Below are 18,664 nucleotides of genomic sequence, written 5' to 3' on the forward strand. Positions count from 1 at the left end.
ATAATTTGTACTCCAGTTAAAGGAGGTCGCCATGACGTTAGGTTCTGTCTTTACCAATAATCGGACACAGGCTGTACGCTTGCCTGCAGAGGTGCGTTTCCCCGATACCGTTTCTAAAGTGACCGTCCGCGTAGTGGGCAAAGAGCGCATTCTTGCCCCCCTGGAGAATACCTGGGACAGCTTCTTCTGTGCGGAAAATGAGGTGAGCGATGATTTCCTCAATGAACGTGCCGGACAGGACCAACGCGAGCGGGAAGATTTTTGATGTTCAGCCATATGCTGGACACCAACATTGTTATCTATGTCATTAAGCGCCGGCCGCTGGAAGTGCTGGAGGCATTCAATCGCTATGCAGGTAAAATGGTCATTTCGTCGATCACCTATGGCGAATTGGTTCACGGGGTGGAGAAAAGCGCTCGGCCAGCAGTGAACGCCAGAGTCGTTGAGGATTTTGTCTCCCGATTGGACATTCTCGATTACAGCGCCAAAGCGGCATCGCACTACGGCAACATCCGGGCTGCGCTGGAACGCCAGGGAATGCCTATTGGCGTAAACGATCTACATATCGCCGGGCATGCGCGCAGCGAAGGATTGATCCTGGTGACCAATAATCGACGCGAATTTGAGCGCGTTGAGGGTTTGCGACTGGAAAATTGGTTGTAACCTCTCCCTGATGGTCTCATCCCCTAAATAACCCGCCTTTTCCCCCGTTGTTCCGTCAATGACATCGCCAATTTTTTGGCATGCTGACCGCCATTCTTTACCCTCCCGACACAGGAACGGCGTTTCGTGGCTGAAGACAGCGATCTGGAAAAAAGCGAGGCCCCCACGCCCCACAGGCTGGAGAAGGCGCGTGAAGACGGCCAGATCCCGCGTTCCCGCGAACTGACCTCGGTACTGATGCTGCTCTCGGGCCTCGCGATCATCCTGATGTCCGGCAGCAACATGGCGCAACAGCTGGCGGCGATGCTCACGCAGGGCTTGAACTTCGACCATGGCATGGTCAGCAACGATAAACAGATGCTGCGCCAACTGGGCATGTTGCTGCGCCAGGCCGTACTGGCGCTGTTGCCAATTATGGCGGGACTGGCGCTGGTGGCGCTCGCCGCACCGATGCTGTTGGGGGGCATTCTGTTCAGCGGCAAGTCGATCAAATTCGACTTGAAGCGGCTGAACCCGTTGTCCGGGTTGAAGCGCATTTTTTCCAGCCAGGTGCTGGCCGAACTGCTGAAAGGGATCCTGAAAGCGACGCTGGTCGGCTGGGTGACCGGCCTCTATCTCTGGCATAACTGGGCGGCAATGCTGCATCTGATAACCCAGCAGCCGCTCGACGCGTTGGGCAATGCGCTGCAGATGATCCTGTTCTGCGGTTTTCTGGTGGTGCTGGGATTGACGCCGATGGTGGCGTTCGACGTGTTCTACCAGCTGTGGAGCCACTTCAAAAAGCTGAAGATGACCAAGCAGGATATTCGCGACGAATTCAAAGACCAGGAAGGGGATCCGCACGTCAAGGGGCGCATTCGTCAGCAGCAGCGGGCGATCGCCCGGCGCCGCATGATGGCCGATGTGCCCAAGGCGGACGTGATCGTCACCAACCCGACGCACTACGCCGTCGCGTTGCAGTACAACGACAAGAAAATGAGCGCGCCGAAGGTGCTGGCCAAAGGGGCCGGCGAAATCGCCTTGCGCATTCGCGAGCTCGGTGCCGAGCACCGCATCCCGATGCTGGAGGCGCCGCCGTTGGCGCGCGCGCTGTATCGGCACAGCGAGATTGGACAACATATCCCAGCCACCCTGTATGCCGCTGTCGCCGAAGTGCTGGCCTGGGTGTACCAACTGCGCCGCTGGCGGCGCGAGGGCGGCCTGATCCCGAAAAAACCTGAACGTTTACCGGTGCCGGAAGCACTGGATTTTGCAAAAGAGAGTGACTCTGATGGCTAATTTGGCCTCCCTGCTTCGTTTGCCGGGCAATTTTAAAGATACGCAGTGGCAGGTGTTGGCCGGCCCGGTGTTGATCCTGCTGATCCTGTCGATGATGGTGTTGCCGTTGCCGGCGTTTATCCTCGACCTGCTGTTTACCTTCAACATCGCGCTGTCGATCATGGTGCTGCTGGTGGCGATGTTCACCCAGCGCACGCTCGAATTTGCCGCCTTCCCGACCATCCTGCTGTTCTCCACGCTGCTGCGTTTGTCGCTCAACGTCGCGTCGACGCGCATCATCTTGCTGGAAGGGCACACCGGTTCCGCCGCCGCCGGCCGCGTGGTGGAGGCCTTCGGCCATTTCCTGGTGGGGGGCAACTTCGCCATCGGTATCGTGGTGTTCATCATCCTGGTGTTGATCAACTTCATGGTCATCACCAAGGGGGCTGGGCGTATCGCCGAAGTAGGGGCGCGCTTCGTCCTGGACGGCATGCCGGGTAAGCAGATGGCGATCGACGCCGACCTGAACGCCGGGTTGATCGGCGAGGACGAAGCGAAGAAACGCCGCGCCGAAGTCACCCAGGAGGCCGATTTCTACGGCTCAATGGACGGCGCCAGTAAATTCGTGCGCGGCGACGCCATCGCCGGACTGATGATCATGGTGCTGAACGTCGTCGGCGGCCTGTTGGTCGGCGTGGTGCAACATGGCATGGAGCTGGGGGCGGCGGCGGAAAGCTATACGCTGTTGACTATCGGCGACGGCCTGGTGGCGCAGATCCCGGCGTTGGTGATCTCCACCGCTGCCGGCGTTATCGTCACCCGCGTAGCGACCGATCAGGACGTCGGCGAGCAGATGGTGGGCCAGCTGTTCAACAATCCGCGCGTGATGCTGCTGAGCGCCGGGGTACTGGGGCTGTTGGGCTTGGTGCCGGGCATGCCGAACCTGGTGTTCCTGCTGTTTACCGCCGCTTTGCTGGGCCTGGCCTGGTGGCTGCGCGGCCGTGAACAACAGGCACCGAAAGCGGTGGAGGCGCCGGTGATGCCGGAGAACCCGCAGGCCGCCGAAGCCAGCTGGGCCGACGTGCAGTTGGAAGACCCGCTGGGGATGGAGGTGGGCTACCGGTTGATTCCGATGGTCGATTTTCAACAAAACGGTGAGCTGCTGGGGCGTATCCGCGGTATTCGCAAGAAATTCGCGCAGGACATGGGCTATCTGCCGCCGGTAGTACACATTCGCGACAACCTGGAACTGCCGCCTGCCAGCTACCGCATCCTGATGAAAGGCGTCGAGATCGGCAGCGGTGAAGCGCAGCCGGGCCGCTGGCTGGCGATCAACCCCGGTAATGCCGTGGGAGAGCTGGCGGGAGACAAAACCGTCGATCCGGCCTTTGGGCTCGAGGCGGTGTGGATCGACAGCGCATTGCGCGAGCAGGCGCAGATCCAGGGCTTTACCGTGGTGGAAGCCAGCACCGTAGTGGCGACGCATCTTAATCACCTGATCGGCCAGTTCGCCAGCGAGCTGTTTGGCCGCCAGGAAACCCAACAGTTGCTGGATCGCGTGTCGCAGGAGATGCCGAAACTGACCGAAGACTTCGTGCCGGGCGTGGTATCACTGACCACGCTGCACAAGGTGCTGCAAAACCTGCTGGCCGAGCGCGTCTCTATCCGCGATATGCGCACCATCGTCGAAACGCTGGCGGAGCATGCCCCGGCGCAAAGCGATCCTTATGAGCTGACCACCGTGGTGCGGGTGGCGCTGGGCCGGGCGATCACGCAGCAGTGGTTCCCGGGCAACGGCGAGATTCAGGTCATCGGTCTGGATACCCAACTGGAGCGTTTGTTGCTGCAGGCGTTGCAGGGCGGCGGTGGACTGGAGCCGGGGCTGGCCGATCGCCTGCTGGATCAGGCGCGCCAGGCGCTGCAGCGGCAAGAGATGCTCAGCGCGCCGCCGGTGCTGCTGGTCAACCATGCGCTGCGGGCCTTGCTGGCACGCTTCCTGCGCCGCAGCCTGCCGCAGATCGTGGTGTTGTCCAACCTCGAAATCAACGACGATCGCCAGATTCGCATGACGTCGACCATTGGAGCCGCCTGATGAAACGCTGTCTGTTCGTATTGTGTTTGCTGGCGCCGTTAACCGCCGGCGCGGTGTCCGGCTCCTGGGTGGCCGAAGGGGCGGGCGTGACGTTGGAACAGGGCGGCATGCGCGATGAGTCCGCCGGTTTGCGGCCGCCGAACGCGTTGCCGGATGCCAATGCGCGCATCACCAGCGTCAGCTGGCGCTACCGTTTACTGGGGCCGGAGCCGGTCGGGCTGCAGGCCCAGCTGTGTACGGTGAACCGCTGCATTCCGCTCGGCGGCGGCAGCGGCAGCAGCAACGGTTTGCAGGGCGAACCGGCCAATGCGGAATTGCGCTTTGTCTATTACGTGCAGTCGCAAGGCGGGCTGAACCCGCCGCTGCGGGTGATTGGCAATCAGGTGATCGTCAATTATCAGTAGGATCAGGCCAGAATTTGCAGGCCGTTGCGTTCCACCAGCGTCAGCAGCTTCATCGCGGCGGAGTTCGGTTGCGCTTCGCCGCGCTCCCATTTCTGCACCGCCTTTTTGCTGACGTTGAGATACAGCGCAAACACCGGCTGACTGACGTTTTCCCGTTCGCGCAGCGCGCGGATCTCGGCCGGCCCGAACTGTTTCACTGGCCGTAGACACAGCATGTCGAAGGTGCGCATGGTCACGTCGTCGACGAAACCGGCGCGGTGCAGGCCCTGAACTTCCTGGTGGATCTCGGCAAGAATTTTACTCATCGCTTAGCCTCCGTAATTCCTTGTTATTGACCAGCTGGTAAAGTCTGAATGGCGAATAATCCAGATACAGCGCAGCCAGATGTTTCAATCCTTGTAACTCGTCCGTACTGATGTTTTCTCTCTCGCTTTTGGCAAAGCCGCGCATAAAAAACAGGCGTTCTTCATCGCGAAAAACGATCAGTACCCGATAACCGCTCCGTTTGCCGCACCAGCCCGAGCGATGCGCTTTTGTATACGCAACCGCCAAGATTGGCGTCGTACAGCTGACGTTGCATTTCTCGCGCCGCTTTCACTATCGTGGCGTCGCTGATGCGCTCGCGCGCGGCAAAACCCAGAAAGGTTTTGGTGAGATAAATATCGGCCATTCGCTCTCCCTGCGAATCTATACCCGTTAAGGGTATATTTCAAGTGGTTTAAAAATAACCTCAGGGTGACAAGCGGCCAAAGGGAAAGAAATAGCTAATTTCACCGCATGCGCAGCCTGGCGCATAACGTTAAGGGAATTCAGAAAGCGGTAAGAAGAAAATGCGAGAGGGCGCGCATAGCAGGGTAAACCCGCGCCCGGCGGTGCGCACACCGGGCGAAATCAGGGCTTAGACGCCGATTTTTCTGCCGAGCAGGCTGCCGGCGTGCGACTGGCCGTCCGGGCCATACAGCGATTTGTTGTTCTTGCTGAGGATCGCCAGCGCCTGCACGTTATGGTCGATCTGCTGATTGAGCAGCAGGCCATTGTGCTGATTCTTTTCGCGCAGCGTTTGGCTCAGCAGTTGAATGCGCTGCCAGCGATCGGCCAGAGACGCATGGCTGGAATAGGGCGCACGTTGCCCGCAGGCTTCTTCCTGCCCCAGGCGTTGTTGCTCGAGGTAGGCGACCGTCGCCAGCAGTTGGCTTTTGGCATCGGTGACGCGCTGCAATGCCACGCCGGGCAACTGGCCGGAACACAGCAAGTCGTGCTCTTCCTCCAGCACGCCATTGAGCGCTTGCAGCGTTTCCAACAGTTTGTCCAGCAGTTGTGCCAGGTTTTCCATAGTGATGACTTATCCTTTACCGCTACTCGCCGCGCTGTCAGTCGCGTCCGGCGATCCATTGAATATCGCTCTGCGCGTCTTGCAGCAGCGCGTCGGCGATTTTGCCGGCGTCCATCTTAAGCTCGCCGCTGCGGATCGCCTGTTTGATGGCCTCGACCCGGCCCATATCGATATCCTGGGAGCCCGGCTGCATCAGGCGCGCCTGCGCCTCGCTCAGTTTGACCTGCGTGCCGCTGACGGCCGTTTCGGCCACGGCGGCCTTGCGCGGTTGGAGCGGGTTGTCGGCCGGGGTTTCACGCGGTTGCACAGTGGAAACCGGCTGTAACCGCTGGGTGCGATCGATACTCATGGTCCATCTCCGTTTACGCCGTGACCGCTCGGGGGCGACGACGCTGCAATGAAAGTTGTGCGGCCCTGGTGGCCAATAAAATGCTGCTTGATTTGTCTTATCGGCAAGGTTTGCGGAACCTTTACTTTTTTATAACGTAATGCGAATCGCGCCGTCGTCTCCGACCACGCCGCTGACGATCTGCCCGGACGCCATCCGCACGCGCACGCTGTCTTCGGCGGCGGCGTTGTTCATCGCTTTGCCCGACCCGCTGATGTTGAATCCTTCGCCCTGCGCGTTGACCTGCACCGATTGCCCCGCCTTGATAATCCAGGCGCGGCGCAGCATGGCGAGGGTCAGCGGTTGGCCAGGGCTGATGTTGCGCAGGCTGACGGCGCCCAACGCTTTGCCCGTTTCGGTCAGCGCGCGCGGCGGCAGGGTATCGAGCCGGCCTTCTTTCAACGTCAGATCCGCCGCGGTCAACCGGCTGCCGGCGCTGATGCCGCGCGCCGAAATCAGATAGCGGCCGAACACCTGCACCTGCGTCTGGATAAAACGCCGCTCCTGGCCACAGCGCGCCGAAATGCTGACGTTGCCGCCAATCCGCGCGTTGGGTGGCAGCGACAGCTGGGGCAGTTCGCAGGCGGGCCACTGGGCCGGCGGCGTGCGCACCCGCACTTTCACCTGCACCGGTTCGCCGGCGAACTTGCCTTGGATGAAGCTTTCGATTTGCGTCGCCAGATCGTCGGCGCGCGCGTTCAGACTGCACAGCAGGCCGATAAGCAGCAGCATTTTACCTTTCATCGTCATCTTCTCAAGCTTCATCGGGATACGCGTAAGTGTACCCGCAGCGCGCGCAGGCTAAGCAGATAAATAGCGCCCCATTTTGCGTCTATTCCCGCGATAGGGTGGCGCAGGGGGCGTTTATCCTGTCGACTCCAAATTCTAACCTCGCGGAGGGAGCATGCTCGACAAACTGGACGCGGCTCTGCGCTTTGGCCAAGAGGCGCTGAACTTGCGCGCCCAGCGGCAGGAAGTTCTGGCCGCCAACATCGCCAACGCAGACACACCGGGTTATCAGGCGCGGGATATCGATTTCGCCAGCCAATTGAACAAAGTGCTGGAACAAGGGCGCGTCAACGGCAACGGCATGTCGCTGAACCTGACGGCGGCGCGCCACATCCCGGCGCAAACCCTGCAGCCGCCGCAGCTCGATCTGTTGTACCGGGTACCGGACCAGCCGTCGATGGATGGCAACACGGTGGACATGGATCGCGAACGCACCAACTTTGCCGATAACAGCCTGAAATATCAGACCGATCTGACGCTGCTCAACGGGCAGATCAAAGGGATGATGTCCGTGCTGCAACAAGGATAAGGCGCATGTCTTTACTGAACATTTTTGATATCTCCGGCTCGGCGCTATCGGCGCAATCCCAGCGCATGAACGTCAGCGCCAGCAACATGGCCAACGCCGACAGCGTGACCGGCCCGGACGGCGAGCCTTACCGCGCCAAGCAGGTGGTGTTCCAGGTCGCGGCGGCGCCTGGGCAGCCGACCGGCGGCGTGCGCGTCGCCCAGTTGGTGGACGATCCGGCACCCGAGCGTCTGGTGTACCAGCCGGGCAACCCACTGGCGGACGCCAAGGGTTACGTGCGCATGCCGAACGTCGACGTGGTGGGCGAAATGGTCAACACCATCTCCGCTTCCCGCAGCTACCAGGCCAACGTCGAGGTGCTCAACACCACCAAGTCGATGATGATGAAAACCCTGACGCTGGGTCAGTAACCGGAGGTTCCCATGGCTATTGCCGCAACCACGAACGAGTCGTTGGACAACACCGTCATTGGTAACAACAGCAAAAATACCAACAGCCAGGATCTGCACAACAGCTTCCTGACGCTGCTGGTGGCGCAGTTGAAAAATCAGGATCCGACCAATCCGATGCAGAACAACGAACTGACTTCGCAGCTGGCGCAGATCAATACCGTTCAGGGCATCGAAAAACTCAACACCACGCTGGGATCGATCTCCGGCCAGATCAACAGCAATCAGTCGCTGCAGGCGACTGCGCTGATCGGTCACGGCGTAATGGTGCCGGGCAACAACATTCTGGTCGGCAGCAAGGACGGCAAGGTCAGCACCACGCCGTTCGGCGTGGAACTGGAGCGCGCCGCCGATCAGGTGACCGCCACCATCACCAACGCCAGCGGGCAGGTGGTGCGCACCATCGAAATCGGCGGCCTGACCGCCGGCGTGCATGCCTTCACCTGGGACGGTTCGCTGGATGACGGCTCTACCGCGCCAGACGGCGCCTACAAAGTGGCGATTAACGCCAAAGGCAACGGCGAGCAGTTGGTGGCGCGTAGCCTGCACTTCGGGCTGGTGAACGGCGTGATCCGCGACGGCAACGGCGCCAAGCTGGATCTCGGCCTGGCGGGCAACGCCACCCTGGAAGACGTGCGACAGATCTTATAACCCTAAGCATCAGGCTCAATCGGACGATAGCCTGACCACTATTCGGAGAATAACATGGCCTTTTCTCAGGCAGTCAGCGGCTTGAACGCGGCAGCAACCAACCTGGACGTGATCGGTAACAACATCGCCAACTCCGCGACCGCGGGCTTCAAATCCGGCAGCGTGTCCTTCGCCGACATGTTCGCCGGTTCGCAGGTTGGGCTGGGCGTTAAAGTGTCCGGCATCACCCAGAACTTCAAGGGCGGCACCACCACCGGCACCAGCCGTTCATTGGATGTGGCCATCAACGGCAACGGCTTTTTCCGCATGCAGGATAAAGACGGCGGCATCTTTTATACCCGCAACGGCCAGTTCAAGCTGGACGAGAACCGCAATCTGACCAACATGCAGGGCCTGCAGCTGACCGGTTACCCGGCGGCCGGCTCCCCGCCGACCATTCAGCAGGGCGCCAACCCGGTGCCGTTGAGCATTCCTGAAGGCATGATGAACGCCAAGGCGTCCACCTCCGGCCAGATGGTTGCCAACCTGATGTCCACCCATAAAGTGCCGGAGAACAAGACCTTCGATCCGACCAAACAGGACAGCTACAACTATACCAATACCATCACCGCCTACGATTCTCTGGGTAACGCGCACAACATCAACGCCTACTTCGTGAAGACTGAAGACAACAAGTGGCAGGTCTATACCCAGGACGGCAGCGCCGCGCCAGTGAACGCCGGCACCATGGAGTTCAACACCAGCGGCAGCCTGGTGAAAACCACCAGCGCCAACGGTGCGCCGGGCGAGTTCAGCATGGTGATCCCGATGACTGCCAAAGACGGCGCGCCGGCGCAAAACTTTACCCTGAGCTTCGCCGGCAGCATGCAGCAGAACGTGAGCAGCGACTCGGTGAGCAAGGTATCGCAGGACGGTTATGCCGCCGGTGAATACACGGGCTATCAGATCAACAACGACGGCACCATCGTGGGCGTCTATTCCAACCAGCAGACCCAGCTGTTGGGCCAGATCGTCATGGCTAACTTCTCCAACCCGGAAGGGCTGGCGTCGCAGGGCGATAACGTTTGGCAGGAAACCGGCGCGTCCGGCCAGCCGCGTGTCGGTCTTGCGGGCGGCGGCGGCTTAGGAAAGCTGACCAGCGGCGCGCTGGAATCTTCCAACGTCGATCTGAGCCAGGAGCTGGTGAACATGATCGTCGCGCAGCGTAACTACCAGTCCAACGCCCAGACCATCAAGACGCAGGACTCCATCCTGCAGACGTTGGTTAGCCTGCGCTAATAGGGCCGAGTTATGGATCACGCGATTTATACCGCGATGGGCGCGGCGCGCCAAACGCTGGAGCAGCAGTCCATCACCGCCAACAACCTGGCCAACGCGTCGACGCCGGGCTTTCGCGCCCAGCTCGCCGCATTGCGCGCGGTGCCGGTCGACGGGCCGAGCCTGGCGACGCGCACCTTGGTGACCGCCTCGACGCCGGGCGCCGACATGAGCCAGGGGGCGTTGAACTACACGGCGCGTCCGCTGGACGTGGCGCTGCAGCAGGACGGTTTCCTGGCGGTGAGCCTGCCGGGTGGCGGTGAAGCCTATACCCGCAACGGCAACATTCAGATTTCCTCCACCGGGCAGTTGACGGTGCAAGGGTTGCCGGTGATGGGGGACGGCGGCCCGATCGAGGTGCCGCCGTCGGCGGAGATCACCATCGCGGCCGACGGCACCATTTCGGCACTGAACGCCGGCGATCCGCCGAACACCATCGCGCAGATCGGCCGCCTGAAGCTGGTGAAAGCCGATGCGCGCGAAGTGATGCGCGGTGACGATGGGCTGTTTCGCCTAACGCCGGAAACCCAACAGCAGCGCGGCAATCAGTTGCAAAACGATCCGCAGGTGCGGGTGATGCCGGGCGTGCTGGAGGGCAGCAACGTCAAGCCGATGGAGACTATGGTCGACATGATCGCCAACGCCCGCCGCTTTGAAATGCAAATGAAGGTCATCCACAGCGTGGATGAAAACGAACAGCGTGCCAACTCACTGCTCTCAATGAGTTAAGCAGCAAGGAAATAACCGATGATTCCATCCTTATGGATTGCCAAAACCGGTCTGGACGCGCAGCAGACCAACATGGACGTGATCGCCAACAACCTGGCGAACGTCAGCACCAACGGCTTCAAACGCCAGCGTGCGGTATTTGAAGATCTGCTGTACCAGACCATGCGTCAGCCGGGGGCGCAGTCCTCCGAGCAGACCACGCTGCCTTCCGGTCTGCAGATCGGTACCGGCGTGCGTCCGGTGGCGACCGAGCGTCTGCACAGCCAGGGCAACCTGTCGCAGACCAACAACAGTAAAGACGTCGCCATCAAGGGGCAGGGTTTCTTCCAGGTGATGCTGCCGGACGGCACCCAGGCCTATACCCGCGACGGGTCGTTCCAGATCGATCAGAACGGCCAACTGGTGACCTCCAGCGGTTTCCAGGTGCAGCCGGCGATCACCATTCCGGCGAACGCGCTGTCCATCACCGTCGGCCGCGATGGCATCGTCAGCGTCACCCAGCAGGGGCAAACCGCCGCCCAGCAGGTGGGCCAACTGACGCTGACCACGTTCGTCAACGACAGCGGTCTGGAGAGCGTGGGCGAGAACCTGTATCAGGAAACCGAAAGCTCGGGCGCGCCGAACGAGAGCACCCCGGGGCTGAACGGCGCCGGTTTGCTGTATCAGGGTTACGTGGAAACCTCCAACGTTAACGTGGCGGAAGAGCTGGTCAACATGATCCAGACTCAGCGCGCTTACGAGATTAACAGCAAAGCGGTATCGACCTCTGATCAGATGCTGCAAAAGCTGACGCAACTGTAATCTGTCATTGACGGGCCCGGCTTGCCGCGCCCGTCATTCTCTTTCGTGAAACAAAGGCGATACCCGTGGTAACCACATATTCGATGGCAATCCTGCCGCGGCAGGGACAACGCTGGCTGGCGGGAATGGTGATGCTGACGCTGAGCGGCTGCGCCTATATCCCGCACAAATCGCTGGTGGACGGCGCGACCACGGCGCAGCCCGCGCCGGCCAGCGCGCCGATGCCGAACGGCTCGATCTTCCAGACGGTGCAGCCGATGAACTACGGCTATCAGCCGCTGTTCGAAGACCGCCGTCCGCGCAACGTCGGTGACACCCTGACCATCGTGCTGCAGGAAAACGTCAGCGCCAGCAAAAGCTCCTCCGCCAACGCCAGCCGCAACGGCGCCAGCAAGTTCGGCGTCGCCACCTCGCCGCGTTACCTCGACGGCCTGTTGGGCAATGCGCGCGCCGATATGGACATTTCCGGCGACAGCACCTTCGGCGGCAAGGGCGGTGCCAACGCCAACAACACCTTCAACGGCACCATTACGGTGACGGTCAACCAGGTGCTGGCTAACGGCAACCTGCACGTGGTGGGGGAAAAGCAGATCGCCATCAACCAGGGCACGGAATTCATCCGCTTCTCCGGCGTCGTCAATCCGCGCACCATCAGCGGCAACAACTCGGTGACCTCGACGCAGGTGGCGGACGCGCGTATCGAATACGTCGGCAATGGCTATATCAACGAAGCGCAGACCATGGGCTGGCTGCAGCGCTTCTTCTTAAATGTTTCACCGTTCTAAGGATTGACTGATGCTGAAAAAATGGTTTATCGCGCTGTGCGTCGGGCTGGTGTGCTTGCCGGCGGCGGCGGAGCGCATCCGCGATCTGGTGACGGTGCAGGGCGTGCGAGACAACGCCCTGATCGGCTACGGCCTGGTGGTGGGGCTGGACGGCTCCGGCGACCAGACCATGCAGACGCCGTTCACCACCCAAAGCCTGAGCAACATGCTGTCGCAGCTGGGCATCACCGTGCCGCCGGGCACCAACATGCAGTTGAAAAACGTGGCGGCGGTCATGGTGACCGCCAAACTCCCGCCGTTCTCACGCGCCGGGCAGAACATCGACGTGGTGGTTTCTTCGATGGGCAACGCCAAGAGCCTGCGTGGCGGCACCCTGCTGATGACGCCGCTCAAAGGCGTGGATAACCAGGTTTATGCGCTGGCGCAGGGCAACGTGCTGGTCGGCGGCGCGGGCGCGGCGGCCGGCGGCAGCAGCGTGCAGGTCAACCAGCTGGCGGGCGGGCGCATCAGCAACGGCGCCACCATCGAGCGTGAGCTGCCGACCACTTTCGGCAGCGGCGGCGTTCTCAACCTGCAGCTGAACGACGAGGATTTCACGTTGGCGCAGCAGATCAGCGACGCCATCAACCGCCAACGCGGCGGCGGCACCGCGACACCGCTCGACGCCCGCACGATCCAGGTGCTGGTGCCGCAGGGCAACAGCTCTCAGGTGCGCTTCCTGGCGGAGATTCAAAACATCACCGTCAACGTCGGGGCGATGGACGCCAAAGTGATCATCAACTCGCGCACTGGTTCGGTGGTGATGAACCGCGATGTGATCCTCGACTCTTGCGCCGTCGCCCAGGGTAATCTGTCGGTGGTGGTCGATCGGCAGAACACCGTCAGCCAGCCGACGACGCCGTTCGGCGGCGGCCAGACGGTGGTGACGCCAAACACCCAGATTTCGGTGCAACAGCAGGGCGGATCGCTGCAGAAAGTGAACGCCAGCGCTAACCTGAACAACGTGATCCGCGCACTGAACGCGCTGGGTGCCACGCCTATCGATCTGATGTCGATCCTGCAGGCGATGCAGAGCGCCGGCTGTCTGCGCGCCAAGCTGGAAATCATCTGATGGCCGGCGATCTGATGGCGATGTCGGGCGCGGCCTATGACGCCCAGGCGCTGAATGGCCTCAAGCGCGATGCGGCGGCCGACCCGCAGGGCAACCTCAAGCAGGTGGCCCTGCAGGTGGAAGGCATGTTCGTGCAGATGATGCTGAAAAGCATGCGTTCCGCCTTGCCGCAGGATGGGGTATTGAGCAGCGATCAAACGCGGCTCTATACCTCGATGTACGACCAGCAAATCGCCCAGCAGATGTCGCAAAAAGGGCTGGGGCTGGCCGACATGATGGTCAAGCAGATGAGCAATGCCAACACGTTGCCGAGTGAAACGGCGGGCCTGTCGCCGATGGTGTTGGACAACGAGGTGCTGCAAACGCTGCCGAACCAGGCGCTGGAGCAGATGGTGCGCCGCGCGATGCCGAAAGCCCCGCCTGCCGCCGCGCCGCTGTCGCTCAACAACGGCAACTTCGTCGCTCGCCTGTCGATACCGGCGAAGGTGGCCAGCCAGCAGAGCGGCATTCCGCATCAGCTGATCGTCGCGCAGGCGGCGCTGGAGTCCGGCTGGGGGCAACGCGAGATCCCGACCTCAGACGGCACGCCGAGCTACAACCTGTTCGGCATCAAGGCCGGCGGCAGCTGGAACGGGCCGGTGACGGAGATCACCACCACCGAGTTCGAACAGGGCGCGGCGAAGAAGGTGAAGGCGAAGTTCCGCGTCTACGGCTCGTACGTCGAGGCGATCGCCGATTACGTCAAACTGCTGACCAACAACCCGCGCTACGCCGACGTGGCCGCTGCGCGCAGCCCGGAGCAGGCGGCGCATGCGCTGCAACGCGCCGGCTACGCCACCGATCCGCAGTACGCCAGCAAACTGGTCAGCGTGATTCAGCAGATGAAGAACGCAGGGGAACAGGCGGTCAAAGCTTACACCCACGATCTGAAAGATTTGTTCTAAATCCCCGTCATTCTTGACGCCGCAGCGGCGCCAATTATTTAGGGAATAGGCGGTAATGAAGGCTGGCTGGATGCTGACCGCATTGCCGCTTTTTTTCCTCAAGTTCTTCTCATTTTTGCCGATAACCGAGACAGGCTGAGCGAACAGGCTCAGCAGCTCAATTAGAACCCTGTGGGCCACCGGCGCCGCAGCATAAGGAATTCCGATGTCCAATAGCTTAATCAATACCGCGATGAGCGGGCTGAATGCGGCTCAGGTGGCGCTCAGTACCGTCAGCAACAACATCTCCAACTACAACGTGGCGGGCTACAACCGCCAGACCGCGATCCTGGCGCAGAACGGCGGCATGGCCACCATGAGCGGCTTTATCGGCAACGGCGTGACCGTCACCAGCGTCAACCGCGAGTACAACCAGTTCATCACCAACCAGCTGCGCGGCGCGCAAAGCGCGTTCGGGGCGCAAAATGCCTATTACGAGAAGATTTCGCAGATCGATAACCTGTTGGCGAGCAAAACCAACCCACTGTCGACCAACATGCAGGATTTCTTCACCAACCTGCAGAACCTGGTGAGCAACGCCGGTGACGACGCCGCGCGCCAGACGGTGCTGGGGAAGGCCAACGGTCTGGTGAACCAATTCAACAACACCGACAAATTCCTGCGCGACATGGACAACGGCGTCAATCAGCAGATCAGCGATACGGCGCAGCAGATCAACAGTTACGGCCAACAGATCGCCAAGCTGAACGACGAGATCACCCGTTTGCGCGGCAGCGCCGGCGGCGAGCCGAATGCGTTGCTGGATCAGCGCGATCAGCTGGTCACCGAGCTGAACCAACTGGTGGGCGTACAGGTCACGCAACAGGATGGTGACGCCTATACCGTCTCCTTCGCCAACGGTTTGACCCTGGTGCAGGGCAGCAACACCTATCAGGTGGAAGCCGTGCCTTCCAGCAGCGATCCTTCCCGTCTGACCATCGGTTATAACCGCGGCAATGGCGCCAGCGAAGTGCCGGAAGGTCAGATCACCAGCGGCACGCTGAGCGGCGTGCTGAAATTCCGCAGCGAAACGCTGGACGGCGTGCGCAATCAGCTGGGCCAGTTGGCGCTGGCGATGGCGGACAGCTTCAATCAGCAGCATCGCGCCGGTTTCGACCTGAACGGCGATGCAGGCGGCGACTTCTTCAGCTTCAGCGGCGGCCGGGTGGTGGATAACACCCGCAACACCGGCGACGCGTCGCTGTCGGTCGCTTACACCGACACCGGCAAGGTGAAGGCCAACGATTATCGCGTCGAGTTCGACGGCAGCAACTGGCAGGTCAGCCGCCTGCCGGACAATGTGAAAGTCAACGCCACGCCGGGCACCAGCGCCGACGGCAAACCGACGCTGAACTTCGACGGGTTGGAAGTGAGCATCGACGGCAATGCGCAGGCCAAAGACAGCTTCACCGTGAAGCCGGTCAGCGACGTGGCGGGTAACCTGAAAGTGGCCATCACCGATTCGTCCAAGATCGCCGCCGCCGGTAAAGACGACAGCGGCCGCGGCGATAACGAAAACGCCAAGAAGCTGCTGGATCTGCAAACCAAAAACCTGGTGGACGGCAAGGCGACCCTGAGCGGCGCTTATGCCGGCATCGTCAGCGGCGTCGGCAACCAGACCGCTGCCGCTAAGGCCATCGCCACGTCGCAGGCCAAGATCGTCACGCAACTGGGCGCGCAACAGCAGTCGATGTCCGGCGTCAACCTTGACGAAGAGTACGGTGAGCTGCTGCGTTTCCAACAATACTACATGGCCAACGCGCAGGTGATTCAGACCGCCAGCTCGCTGTTCGACGCGCTGATGAATATTCGTTGATTTTATTGTTAACCGGCGCCGATAACGGCGCCGGTCGCTCAGAGTAAGGAACCCACAGCATGCGCATGAGCACCAGCATGATGTACCAACAGAACATGAACGGCATCACGGGCAACCAGTCGCTGTTCATGAAGGCGGCCGAGCAGCTTTCCTCGGGTAAGCGGGTGATCAACCCGTCCGACGATCCGCTGGCGGCGTCGCGCGCGGTGATGTTGTCGCAGTCGCAGGCGGAAAACAGCCAGTACACGCTGGCGCGTACTTTCGCTCGCCAAAGCGTGTCGATGGAAGAAACGGTCTTGGCCGGCGCGACGTCCACCATCGCGGACATGAAGGCGTTGATCGTCAGCGCCGGCGGCACGGAAAGCGATAACGACCGTCAGTCGTTGGCCACCCAGCTGCAGGGGCTGAAAGATCAGCTGCTGAACCAGGCCAACAGCACCGACGGCAACGGCCGCTATATGTTCGGCGGATATGTGAACGACAAGGCGCCGTTCGTCGACAACGGCGGCACCGTCAGTTATCAGGGCGGGGACAAGACGGTTCAGCAGAAAGTGGACGCCAACCGCACCATGACCATCGGCCACACCGGCAACGCGGTGTTCATGTCGTTGACCAGCAACCCGAAGCCTGAGCCGGACGGCAGTGCGCCGGTCAGCAACGTGTTCGAGAGTATCGATATCGCGCTGAACGCGCTGAAAACCCCGCTGCAGGGCGCCGATGAGGCCACCAAGCAGCAGGTGAACGATGCGCTGGCGAAAGCCAACCGCGGCCTGGACAACTCTTACAACAACGTGCTGAGCGTGCGCGCCGAGCTGGGCAGCCAGCTGCAGGAAATGGATCAGTTGGACAGCATCGGCAAAGAGCGCGACATGACCAACCAGGTCCAGATGAGCGCGTTGACGGATGCCGATCTGGCCGAGTCTATATCGTCTTACTTTATGCAACAGGCGGCGCTGCAGGCGTCGTATAAAACCTTCAGCGATATGCAGGGCATGTCGCTGTTCCAGATGAATCGTTAAGAGCAATACCCCGTTGCCTGACCGCGACGGGTTTCCCTTTAGTGCGCTTAGAAAATACCCTCTCCGCCCCGCGGGGAGGGAGGCTTCTTGAAACCGGGCGCACTCGTTTGGCGCGTCGCTCGTTCTCCCACTACTGACTGAGCGACGCGCCCTTTTTTCATCAGGAAAGAAATAATAAGATTGTCACCCCTGTTTAATGCGCAACGGCATTATTGAAATCAGTGGCGGAGAAATCACGATGAATATTATTTCCCTGACGATAAATAGTGATGTTATTTCTTTTTCTTCACGACTTTCCATTTCCCGCCGTCGGCCGTCTCGGTAAAAGAAACTCTAAACTTGTTGCTTTTCCAGTGGGTCAAACCGAATAACCGGCGCGCCTTGCGGTTGCTTTTCGCTTTAATCATTTTCTCGCTCCTGTGGTTAGCAAAGGTCGATGCTGCGCCCTGCAGCCGGCAGGCGCCGGGCGCATTTATTCAAGGTATAAGTTATCTGCCGCGCATTTAACCCTGCGTGACTGCGTTATTTTTATTTTTTACTCAAGATAAACGTATTTTATCGCTGCGGAAAACTAAGGGGCGCAAGGCGATATTTTTTGTTGCCGGGTCTATTCTAGGTCGGGGTTTTATTTATTCAAGCCGCCGGAGACATTTGAACCTTAATCCGGATAAAAGACGTTTCTCAGGCTTTTGTCCCAGGAAAGCGTTTTTATTGCCATTTTGTCTCAGGGGGAAAAGGGGGAAAGGAAGGGGCGGCGCAGGGGCTTAGAAGGTCATGCCGCCGATCACCGCCGCCAGCCGGTCGAAGATTTCACCGAACAGATGCTCGCAGAACGGGGCTAACATCGGCATCATCATGCCCAGCGTCATGATGCCGAAGGTCATGGTGACCGGGAAGCCGATCACGAAGACCGACAGCTGCGGCGTCATGCGGTTGAGCAAGCCGAGCGCCATGTTCAGCGTTAACAGCAGGCAGATCAGCGGCAGCGCCAGCATCATGCCGTTGATGAAGATCAGCGAGCCGACCTGGGTCAGCACCAGGAAGCCGTTGCCGTTCAGCGGTTGCGTTTGGACAGGCAGGGTGTGGAAGCTGTCCGCCAGCAGCGAAATCAGCCACAGATGGCCGTCGAAGCTGAGGAACAGCAGCATCGCCAGCAGGTTGAGCAGGCGCGCCAGCACCGGCATGTTCGGGCCGCCGCTGGGATCGAAGAAGGTGGCGAACGACAGGCCCATCTGCATGCCGATCACTTCGCCCGCCAGGCGCACCGCCGCGAAGGCAAACTGCATGGTCAACCCTAGCGCCACGCCGATCAGTATTTGCTGAATCGCCAGCCACAGGCCGGCGGCGGAGAAGATCGGGATATTGCTGGCGGGCAGCGTCGGCGCGATCAGGATGACGATCAGCCCGCCAAGACCTATTTTGACCTTTTTGCTGATTTGCTTTTCGCTGAATATCGGCGCGGTGCTGATCAGCGCCAGAATGCGCAGCAGCGGCCAAAAATAGTGGCTGAGCCAGACGGTGAGCTGGGCGCTGTCGAAGGTGAGCACG

General features: G+C 60.6%; 24 protein-coding genes. 16 read left to right on the plus strand and 8 right to left on the minus strand.

The window, feature by feature from the left end; all coding sequences use genetic code 11:
• Positions 1 to 31: 31 nt before the first annotated feature.
• The 5 genes from vapB to ACUTSC_RS13690 all read left to right on the plus strand — a co-directional run bounded on the left by vapB (position 32) and on the right by ACUTSC_RS13690 (position 4,416).
• Positions 32 to 265 (plus strand): type II toxin-antitoxin system VapB family antitoxin, encoded by a 234-nt coding sequence (gene vapB, locus ACUTSC_RS13670; protein ID WP_197767946.1) that lies wholly within the window; start codon positions 32 to 34, stop codon positions 263 to 265.
• Complete coding sequence (gene vapC / locus ACUTSC_RS13675; RefSeq protein ID WP_443002599.1) at positions 265 to 663, plus strand: type II toxin-antitoxin system tRNA(fMet)-specific endonuclease VapC; 399 nt, start codon at positions 265 to 267, stop codon at positions 661 to 663. The genes vapB and vapC overlap by 1 nt, the downstream gene beginning before the upstream one ends.
• A gap of 126 nt (positions 664 to 789) precedes the next feature.
• Positions 790 to 1,941, plus strand: a complete 1,152-nt coding sequence (gene flhB / locus ACUTSC_RS13680; protein WP_197772857.1) for a flagellar biosynthesis protein FlhB — start codon at positions 790 to 792, stop codon at positions 1,939 to 1,941.
• Positions 1,934 to 4,012 carry a flagellar biosynthesis protein FlhA gene (flhA, locus tag ACUTSC_RS13685; RefSeq protein ID WP_126179689.1) on the plus strand — a complete coding sequence of 693 codons (2,079 nt, stop codon included), beginning with the start codon at positions 1,934 to 1,936 and terminating at the stop codon, positions 4,010 to 4,012. Before flhB ends, flhA begins: the two co-directional genes overlap by 8 nt.
• The gene (locus tag ACUTSC_RS13690; protein WP_180547366.1) at positions 4,012 to 4,416 is read left to right on the plus strand and encodes a flagellar protein FlhE; all 405 of its coding nucleotides are present in this window, start codon (positions 4,012 to 4,014) and stop codon (positions 4,414 to 4,416) included. The genes flhA and ACUTSC_RS13690 overlap by 1 nt, the downstream gene beginning before the upstream one ends.
• A 2-nt stretch (positions 4,417 to 4,418) precedes the next feature.
• On the opposite strand, the gene ACUTSC_RS13695 is transcribed toward ACUTSC_RS13690, so the two are convergent.
• The 6 genes from ACUTSC_RS13695 to flgA form a co-directional block, all read right to left on the minus strand.
• On the minus strand, positions 4,419 to 4,721 hold the full coding sequence (locus ACUTSC_RS13695) for a helix-turn-helix domain-containing protein (RefSeq protein ID WP_015378258.1): 303 nt from the start codon (positions 4,719 to 4,721) through the stop codon (positions 4,419 to 4,421).
• Complete coding sequence (locus tag ACUTSC_RS13700) at positions 4,714 to 4,866, minus strand: type II toxin-antitoxin system RelE/ParE family toxin (RefSeq protein ID WP_126193011.1); 153 nt, start codon at positions 4,864 to 4,866, stop codon at positions 4,714 to 4,716. Before ACUTSC_RS13700 ends, ACUTSC_RS13695 begins: the two co-directional genes overlap by 8 nt.
• Positions 4,867 to 4,882: 16 nt before the next feature.
• On the minus strand, positions 4,883 to 5,086 hold the full coding sequence (locus ACUTSC_RS13705) for a type II toxin-antitoxin system RelE/ParE family toxin (protein WP_445653387.1): 204 nt from the start codon (positions 5,084 to 5,086) through the stop codon (positions 4,883 to 4,885).
• 228 nt (positions 5,087 to 5,314) lie between these two features.
• A complete protein-coding gene (locus ACUTSC_RS13710; protein ID WP_445653388.1) occupies positions 5,315 to 5,749 on the minus strand; it encodes a flagella synthesis protein FlgN in 435 nt (144 codons plus the stop codon).
• Positions 5,750 to 5,786: 37 nt separating this feature from the next.
• Positions 5,787 to 6,098: a flagellar biosynthesis anti-sigma factor FlgM gene (gene flgM, locus ACUTSC_RS13715; protein ID WP_063990263.1), complete on the minus strand. Its 312-nt coding sequence runs from the start codon at positions 6,096 to 6,098 to the stop codon at positions 5,787 to 5,789.
• Positions 6,099 to 6,227: 129 nt separating this feature from the next.
• Entirely contained in the window at positions 6,228 to 6,881 is a 654-nt protein-coding gene (flgA, locus tag ACUTSC_RS13720; RefSeq protein ID WP_197767941.1) for a flagellar basal body P-ring formation chaperone FlgA, read from the minus strand.
• A gap of 160 nt (positions 6,882 to 7,041) precedes the next feature.
• Here flgA and flgB point away from each other — a divergent pair, with 160 nt between their 5' ends.
• The 11 genes from flgB to flgL all read left to right on the plus strand — a co-directional run bounded on the left by flgB (position 7,042) and on the right by flgL (position 17,116).
• Positions 7,042 to 7,455, plus strand: coding sequence for a flagellar basal body rod protein FlgB (gene flgB, locus ACUTSC_RS13725; RefSeq protein ID WP_197767940.1), 414 nt, complete (start codon positions 7,042 to 7,044; stop codon positions 7,453 to 7,455).
• A gap of 5 nt (positions 7,456 to 7,460) precedes the next feature.
• Complete coding sequence (gene flgC, locus ACUTSC_RS13730) at positions 7,461 to 7,865, plus strand: flagellar basal body rod protein FlgC (protein ID WP_445653389.1); 405 nt, start codon at positions 7,461 to 7,463, stop codon at positions 7,863 to 7,865.
• Positions 7,866 to 7,877: 12 nt separating this feature from the next.
• Positions 7,878 to 8,555, plus strand: a complete 678-nt coding sequence (flgD, locus tag ACUTSC_RS13735) for a flagellar hook assembly protein FlgD (protein WP_016927297.1) — start codon at positions 7,878 to 7,880, stop codon at positions 8,553 to 8,555.
• Between the two features lie 54 nt (positions 8,556 to 8,609).
• Entirely contained in the window at positions 8,610 to 9,833 is a 1,224-nt protein-coding gene (gene flgE / locus ACUTSC_RS13740) for a flagellar hook protein FlgE (RefSeq protein WP_197767939.1), read from the plus strand.
• Positions 9,834 to 9,845: 12 nt separating this feature from the next.
• Positions 9,846 to 10,601, plus strand: a complete 756-nt coding sequence (locus ACUTSC_RS13745) for a flagellar basal body rod protein FlgF (RefSeq protein WP_025303261.1) — start codon at positions 9,846 to 9,848, stop codon at positions 10,599 to 10,601.
• An 18-nt stretch (positions 10,602 to 10,619) separates the two neighbouring features.
• Positions 10,620 to 11,402, plus strand: a complete 783-nt coding sequence (flgG, locus tag ACUTSC_RS13750) for a flagellar basal-body rod protein FlgG (RefSeq protein ID WP_004934819.1) — start codon at positions 10,620 to 10,622, stop codon at positions 11,400 to 11,402.
• Positions 11,403 to 11,485: 83 nt separating this feature from the next.
• A complete protein-coding gene (gene flgH, locus ACUTSC_RS13755; RefSeq protein WP_107226381.1) occupies positions 11,486 to 12,187 on the plus strand; it encodes a flagellar basal body L-ring protein FlgH in 702 nt (233 codons plus the stop codon).
• Positions 12,188 to 12,197: 10 nt separating this feature from the next.
• Positions 12,198 to 13,298 (plus strand): flagellar basal body P-ring protein FlgI, encoded by a 1,101-nt coding sequence (locus ACUTSC_RS13760; RefSeq protein ID WP_004934816.1) that lies wholly within the window; start codon positions 12,198 to 12,200, stop codon positions 13,296 to 13,298.
• Positions 13,298 to 14,242, plus strand: coding sequence for a flagellar assembly peptidoglycan hydrolase FlgJ (gene flgJ, locus ACUTSC_RS13765; protein ID WP_197772859.1), 945 nt, complete (start codon positions 13,298 to 13,300; stop codon positions 14,240 to 14,242). The genes ACUTSC_RS13760 and flgJ overlap by 1 nt, the downstream gene beginning before the upstream one ends.
• Positions 14,243 to 14,447: 205 nt before the next feature.
• On the plus strand, positions 14,448 to 16,097 hold the full coding sequence (gene flgK, locus ACUTSC_RS13770) for a flagellar hook-associated protein FlgK (RefSeq protein ID WP_445653390.1): 1,650 nt from the start codon (positions 14,448 to 14,450) through the stop codon (positions 16,095 to 16,097).
• Positions 16,098 to 16,156: 59 nt separating this feature from the next.
• Positions 16,157 to 17,116, plus strand: coding sequence for a flagellar hook-associated protein FlgL (gene flgL, locus ACUTSC_RS13775; RefSeq protein ID WP_060420803.1), 960 nt, complete (start codon positions 16,157 to 16,159; stop codon positions 17,114 to 17,116).
• A gap of 272 nt (positions 17,117 to 17,388) precedes the next feature.
• On the opposite strand, the gene sra is transcribed toward flgL, so the two are convergent.
• Together sra and fliR are read right to left on the minus strand one after the other, a co-directional pair.
• Positions 17,389 to 17,523: a stationary-phase-induced ribosome-associated protein gene (sra, locus tag ACUTSC_RS13780; RefSeq protein WP_086556932.1), complete on the minus strand. Its 135-nt coding sequence runs from the start codon at positions 17,521 to 17,523 to the stop codon at positions 17,389 to 17,391.
• A gap of 357 nt (positions 17,524 to 17,880) precedes the next feature.
• Positions 17,881 to 18,663, minus strand: a complete 783-nt coding sequence (fliR, locus tag ACUTSC_RS13785; RefSeq protein WP_004934804.1) for a flagellar biosynthetic protein FliR — start codon at positions 18,661 to 18,663, stop codon at positions 17,881 to 17,883.
• Position 18,664: the final 1 nt, after the last annotated feature.

This window comes from Serratia sp. TSA_105.2 (genome assembly GCF_052692115.1).

Excerpts from the sequence above, each read along its gene's own strand:
- vapB (WP_197767946.1), top strand. The coding sequence starts at position 32 with ATGACGTTAGGTTCTGTCTTTACCAATAATCGGACACAGGCTGTACGC.
- vapC (WP_443002599.1), top strand. The coding sequence starts at position 265 with ATGTTCAGCCATATGCTGGACACCAACATTGTTATCTATGTCATTAAG.
- flhA (WP_126179689.1), top strand. The coding sequence starts at position 1,934 with ATGGCTAATTTGGCCTCCCTGCTTCGTTTGCCGGGCAATTTTAAAGAT.
- ACUTSC_RS13690 (WP_180547366.1), top strand. The coding sequence starts at position 4,012 with ATGAAACGCTGTCTGTTCGTATTGTGTTTGCTGGCGCCGTTAACCGCC.
- ACUTSC_RS13695 (WP_015378258.1), bottom strand. The coding sequence starts at position 4,721 with ATGAGTAAAATTCTTGCCGAGATCCACCAGGAAGTTCAGGGCCTGCAC.
- ACUTSC_RS13700 (WP_126193011.1), bottom strand. The coding sequence starts at position 4,866 with ATGCGCGGCTTTGCCAAAAGCGAGAGAGAAAACATCAGTACGGACGAG.
- ACUTSC_RS13705 (WP_445653387.1), bottom strand. The coding sequence starts at position 5,086 with ATGGCCGATATTTATCTCACCAAAACCTTTCTGGGTTTTGCCGCGCGC.
- ACUTSC_RS13710 (WP_445653388.1), bottom strand. The coding sequence starts at position 5,749 with ATGGAAAACCTGGCACAACTGCTGGACAAACTGTTGGAAACGCTGCAA.
- flgM (WP_063990263.1), bottom strand. The coding sequence starts at position 6,098 with ATGAGTATCGATCGCACCCAGCGGTTACAGCCGGTTTCCACTGTGCAA.
- flgA (WP_197767941.1), bottom strand. The coding sequence starts at position 6,881 with ATGAAAGGTAAAATGCTGCTGCTTATCGGCCTGCTGTGCAGTCTGAAC.
- flgB (WP_197767940.1), top strand. The coding sequence starts at position 7,042 with ATGCTCGACAAACTGGACGCGGCTCTGCGCTTTGGCCAAGAGGCGCTG.
- flgC (WP_445653389.1), top strand. The coding sequence starts at position 7,461 with ATGTCTTTACTGAACATTTTTGATATCTCCGGCTCGGCGCTATCGGCG.
- flgD (WP_016927297.1), top strand. The coding sequence starts at position 7,878 with ATGGCTATTGCCGCAACCACGAACGAGTCGTTGGACAACACCGTCATT.
- flgE (WP_197767939.1), top strand. The coding sequence starts at position 8,610 with ATGGCCTTTTCTCAGGCAGTCAGCGGCTTGAACGCGGCAGCAACCAAC.
- ACUTSC_RS13745 (WP_025303261.1), top strand. The coding sequence starts at position 9,846 with ATGGATCACGCGATTTATACCGCGATGGGCGCGGCGCGCCAAACGCTG.
- flgG (WP_004934819.1), top strand. The coding sequence starts at position 10,620 with ATGATTCCATCCTTATGGATTGCCAAAACCGGTCTGGACGCGCAGCAG.
- flgH (WP_107226381.1), top strand. The coding sequence starts at position 11,486 with ATGGCAATCCTGCCGCGGCAGGGACAACGCTGGCTGGCGGGAATGGTG.
- ACUTSC_RS13760 (WP_004934816.1), top strand. The coding sequence starts at position 12,198 with ATGCTGAAAAAATGGTTTATCGCGCTGTGCGTCGGGCTGGTGTGCTTG.
- flgJ (WP_197772859.1), top strand. The coding sequence starts at position 13,298 with ATGGCCGGCGATCTGATGGCGATGTCGGGCGCGGCCTATGACGCCCAG.
- flgK (WP_445653390.1), top strand. The coding sequence starts at position 14,448 with ATGTCCAATAGCTTAATCAATACCGCGATGAGCGGGCTGAATGCGGCT.
- flgL (WP_060420803.1), top strand. The coding sequence starts at position 16,157 with ATGCGCATGAGCACCAGCATGATGTACCAACAGAACATGAACGGCATC.
- sra (WP_086556932.1), bottom strand. The coding sequence starts at position 17,523 with ATGATTAAAGCGAAAAGCAACCGCAAGGCGCGCCGGTTATTCGGTTTG.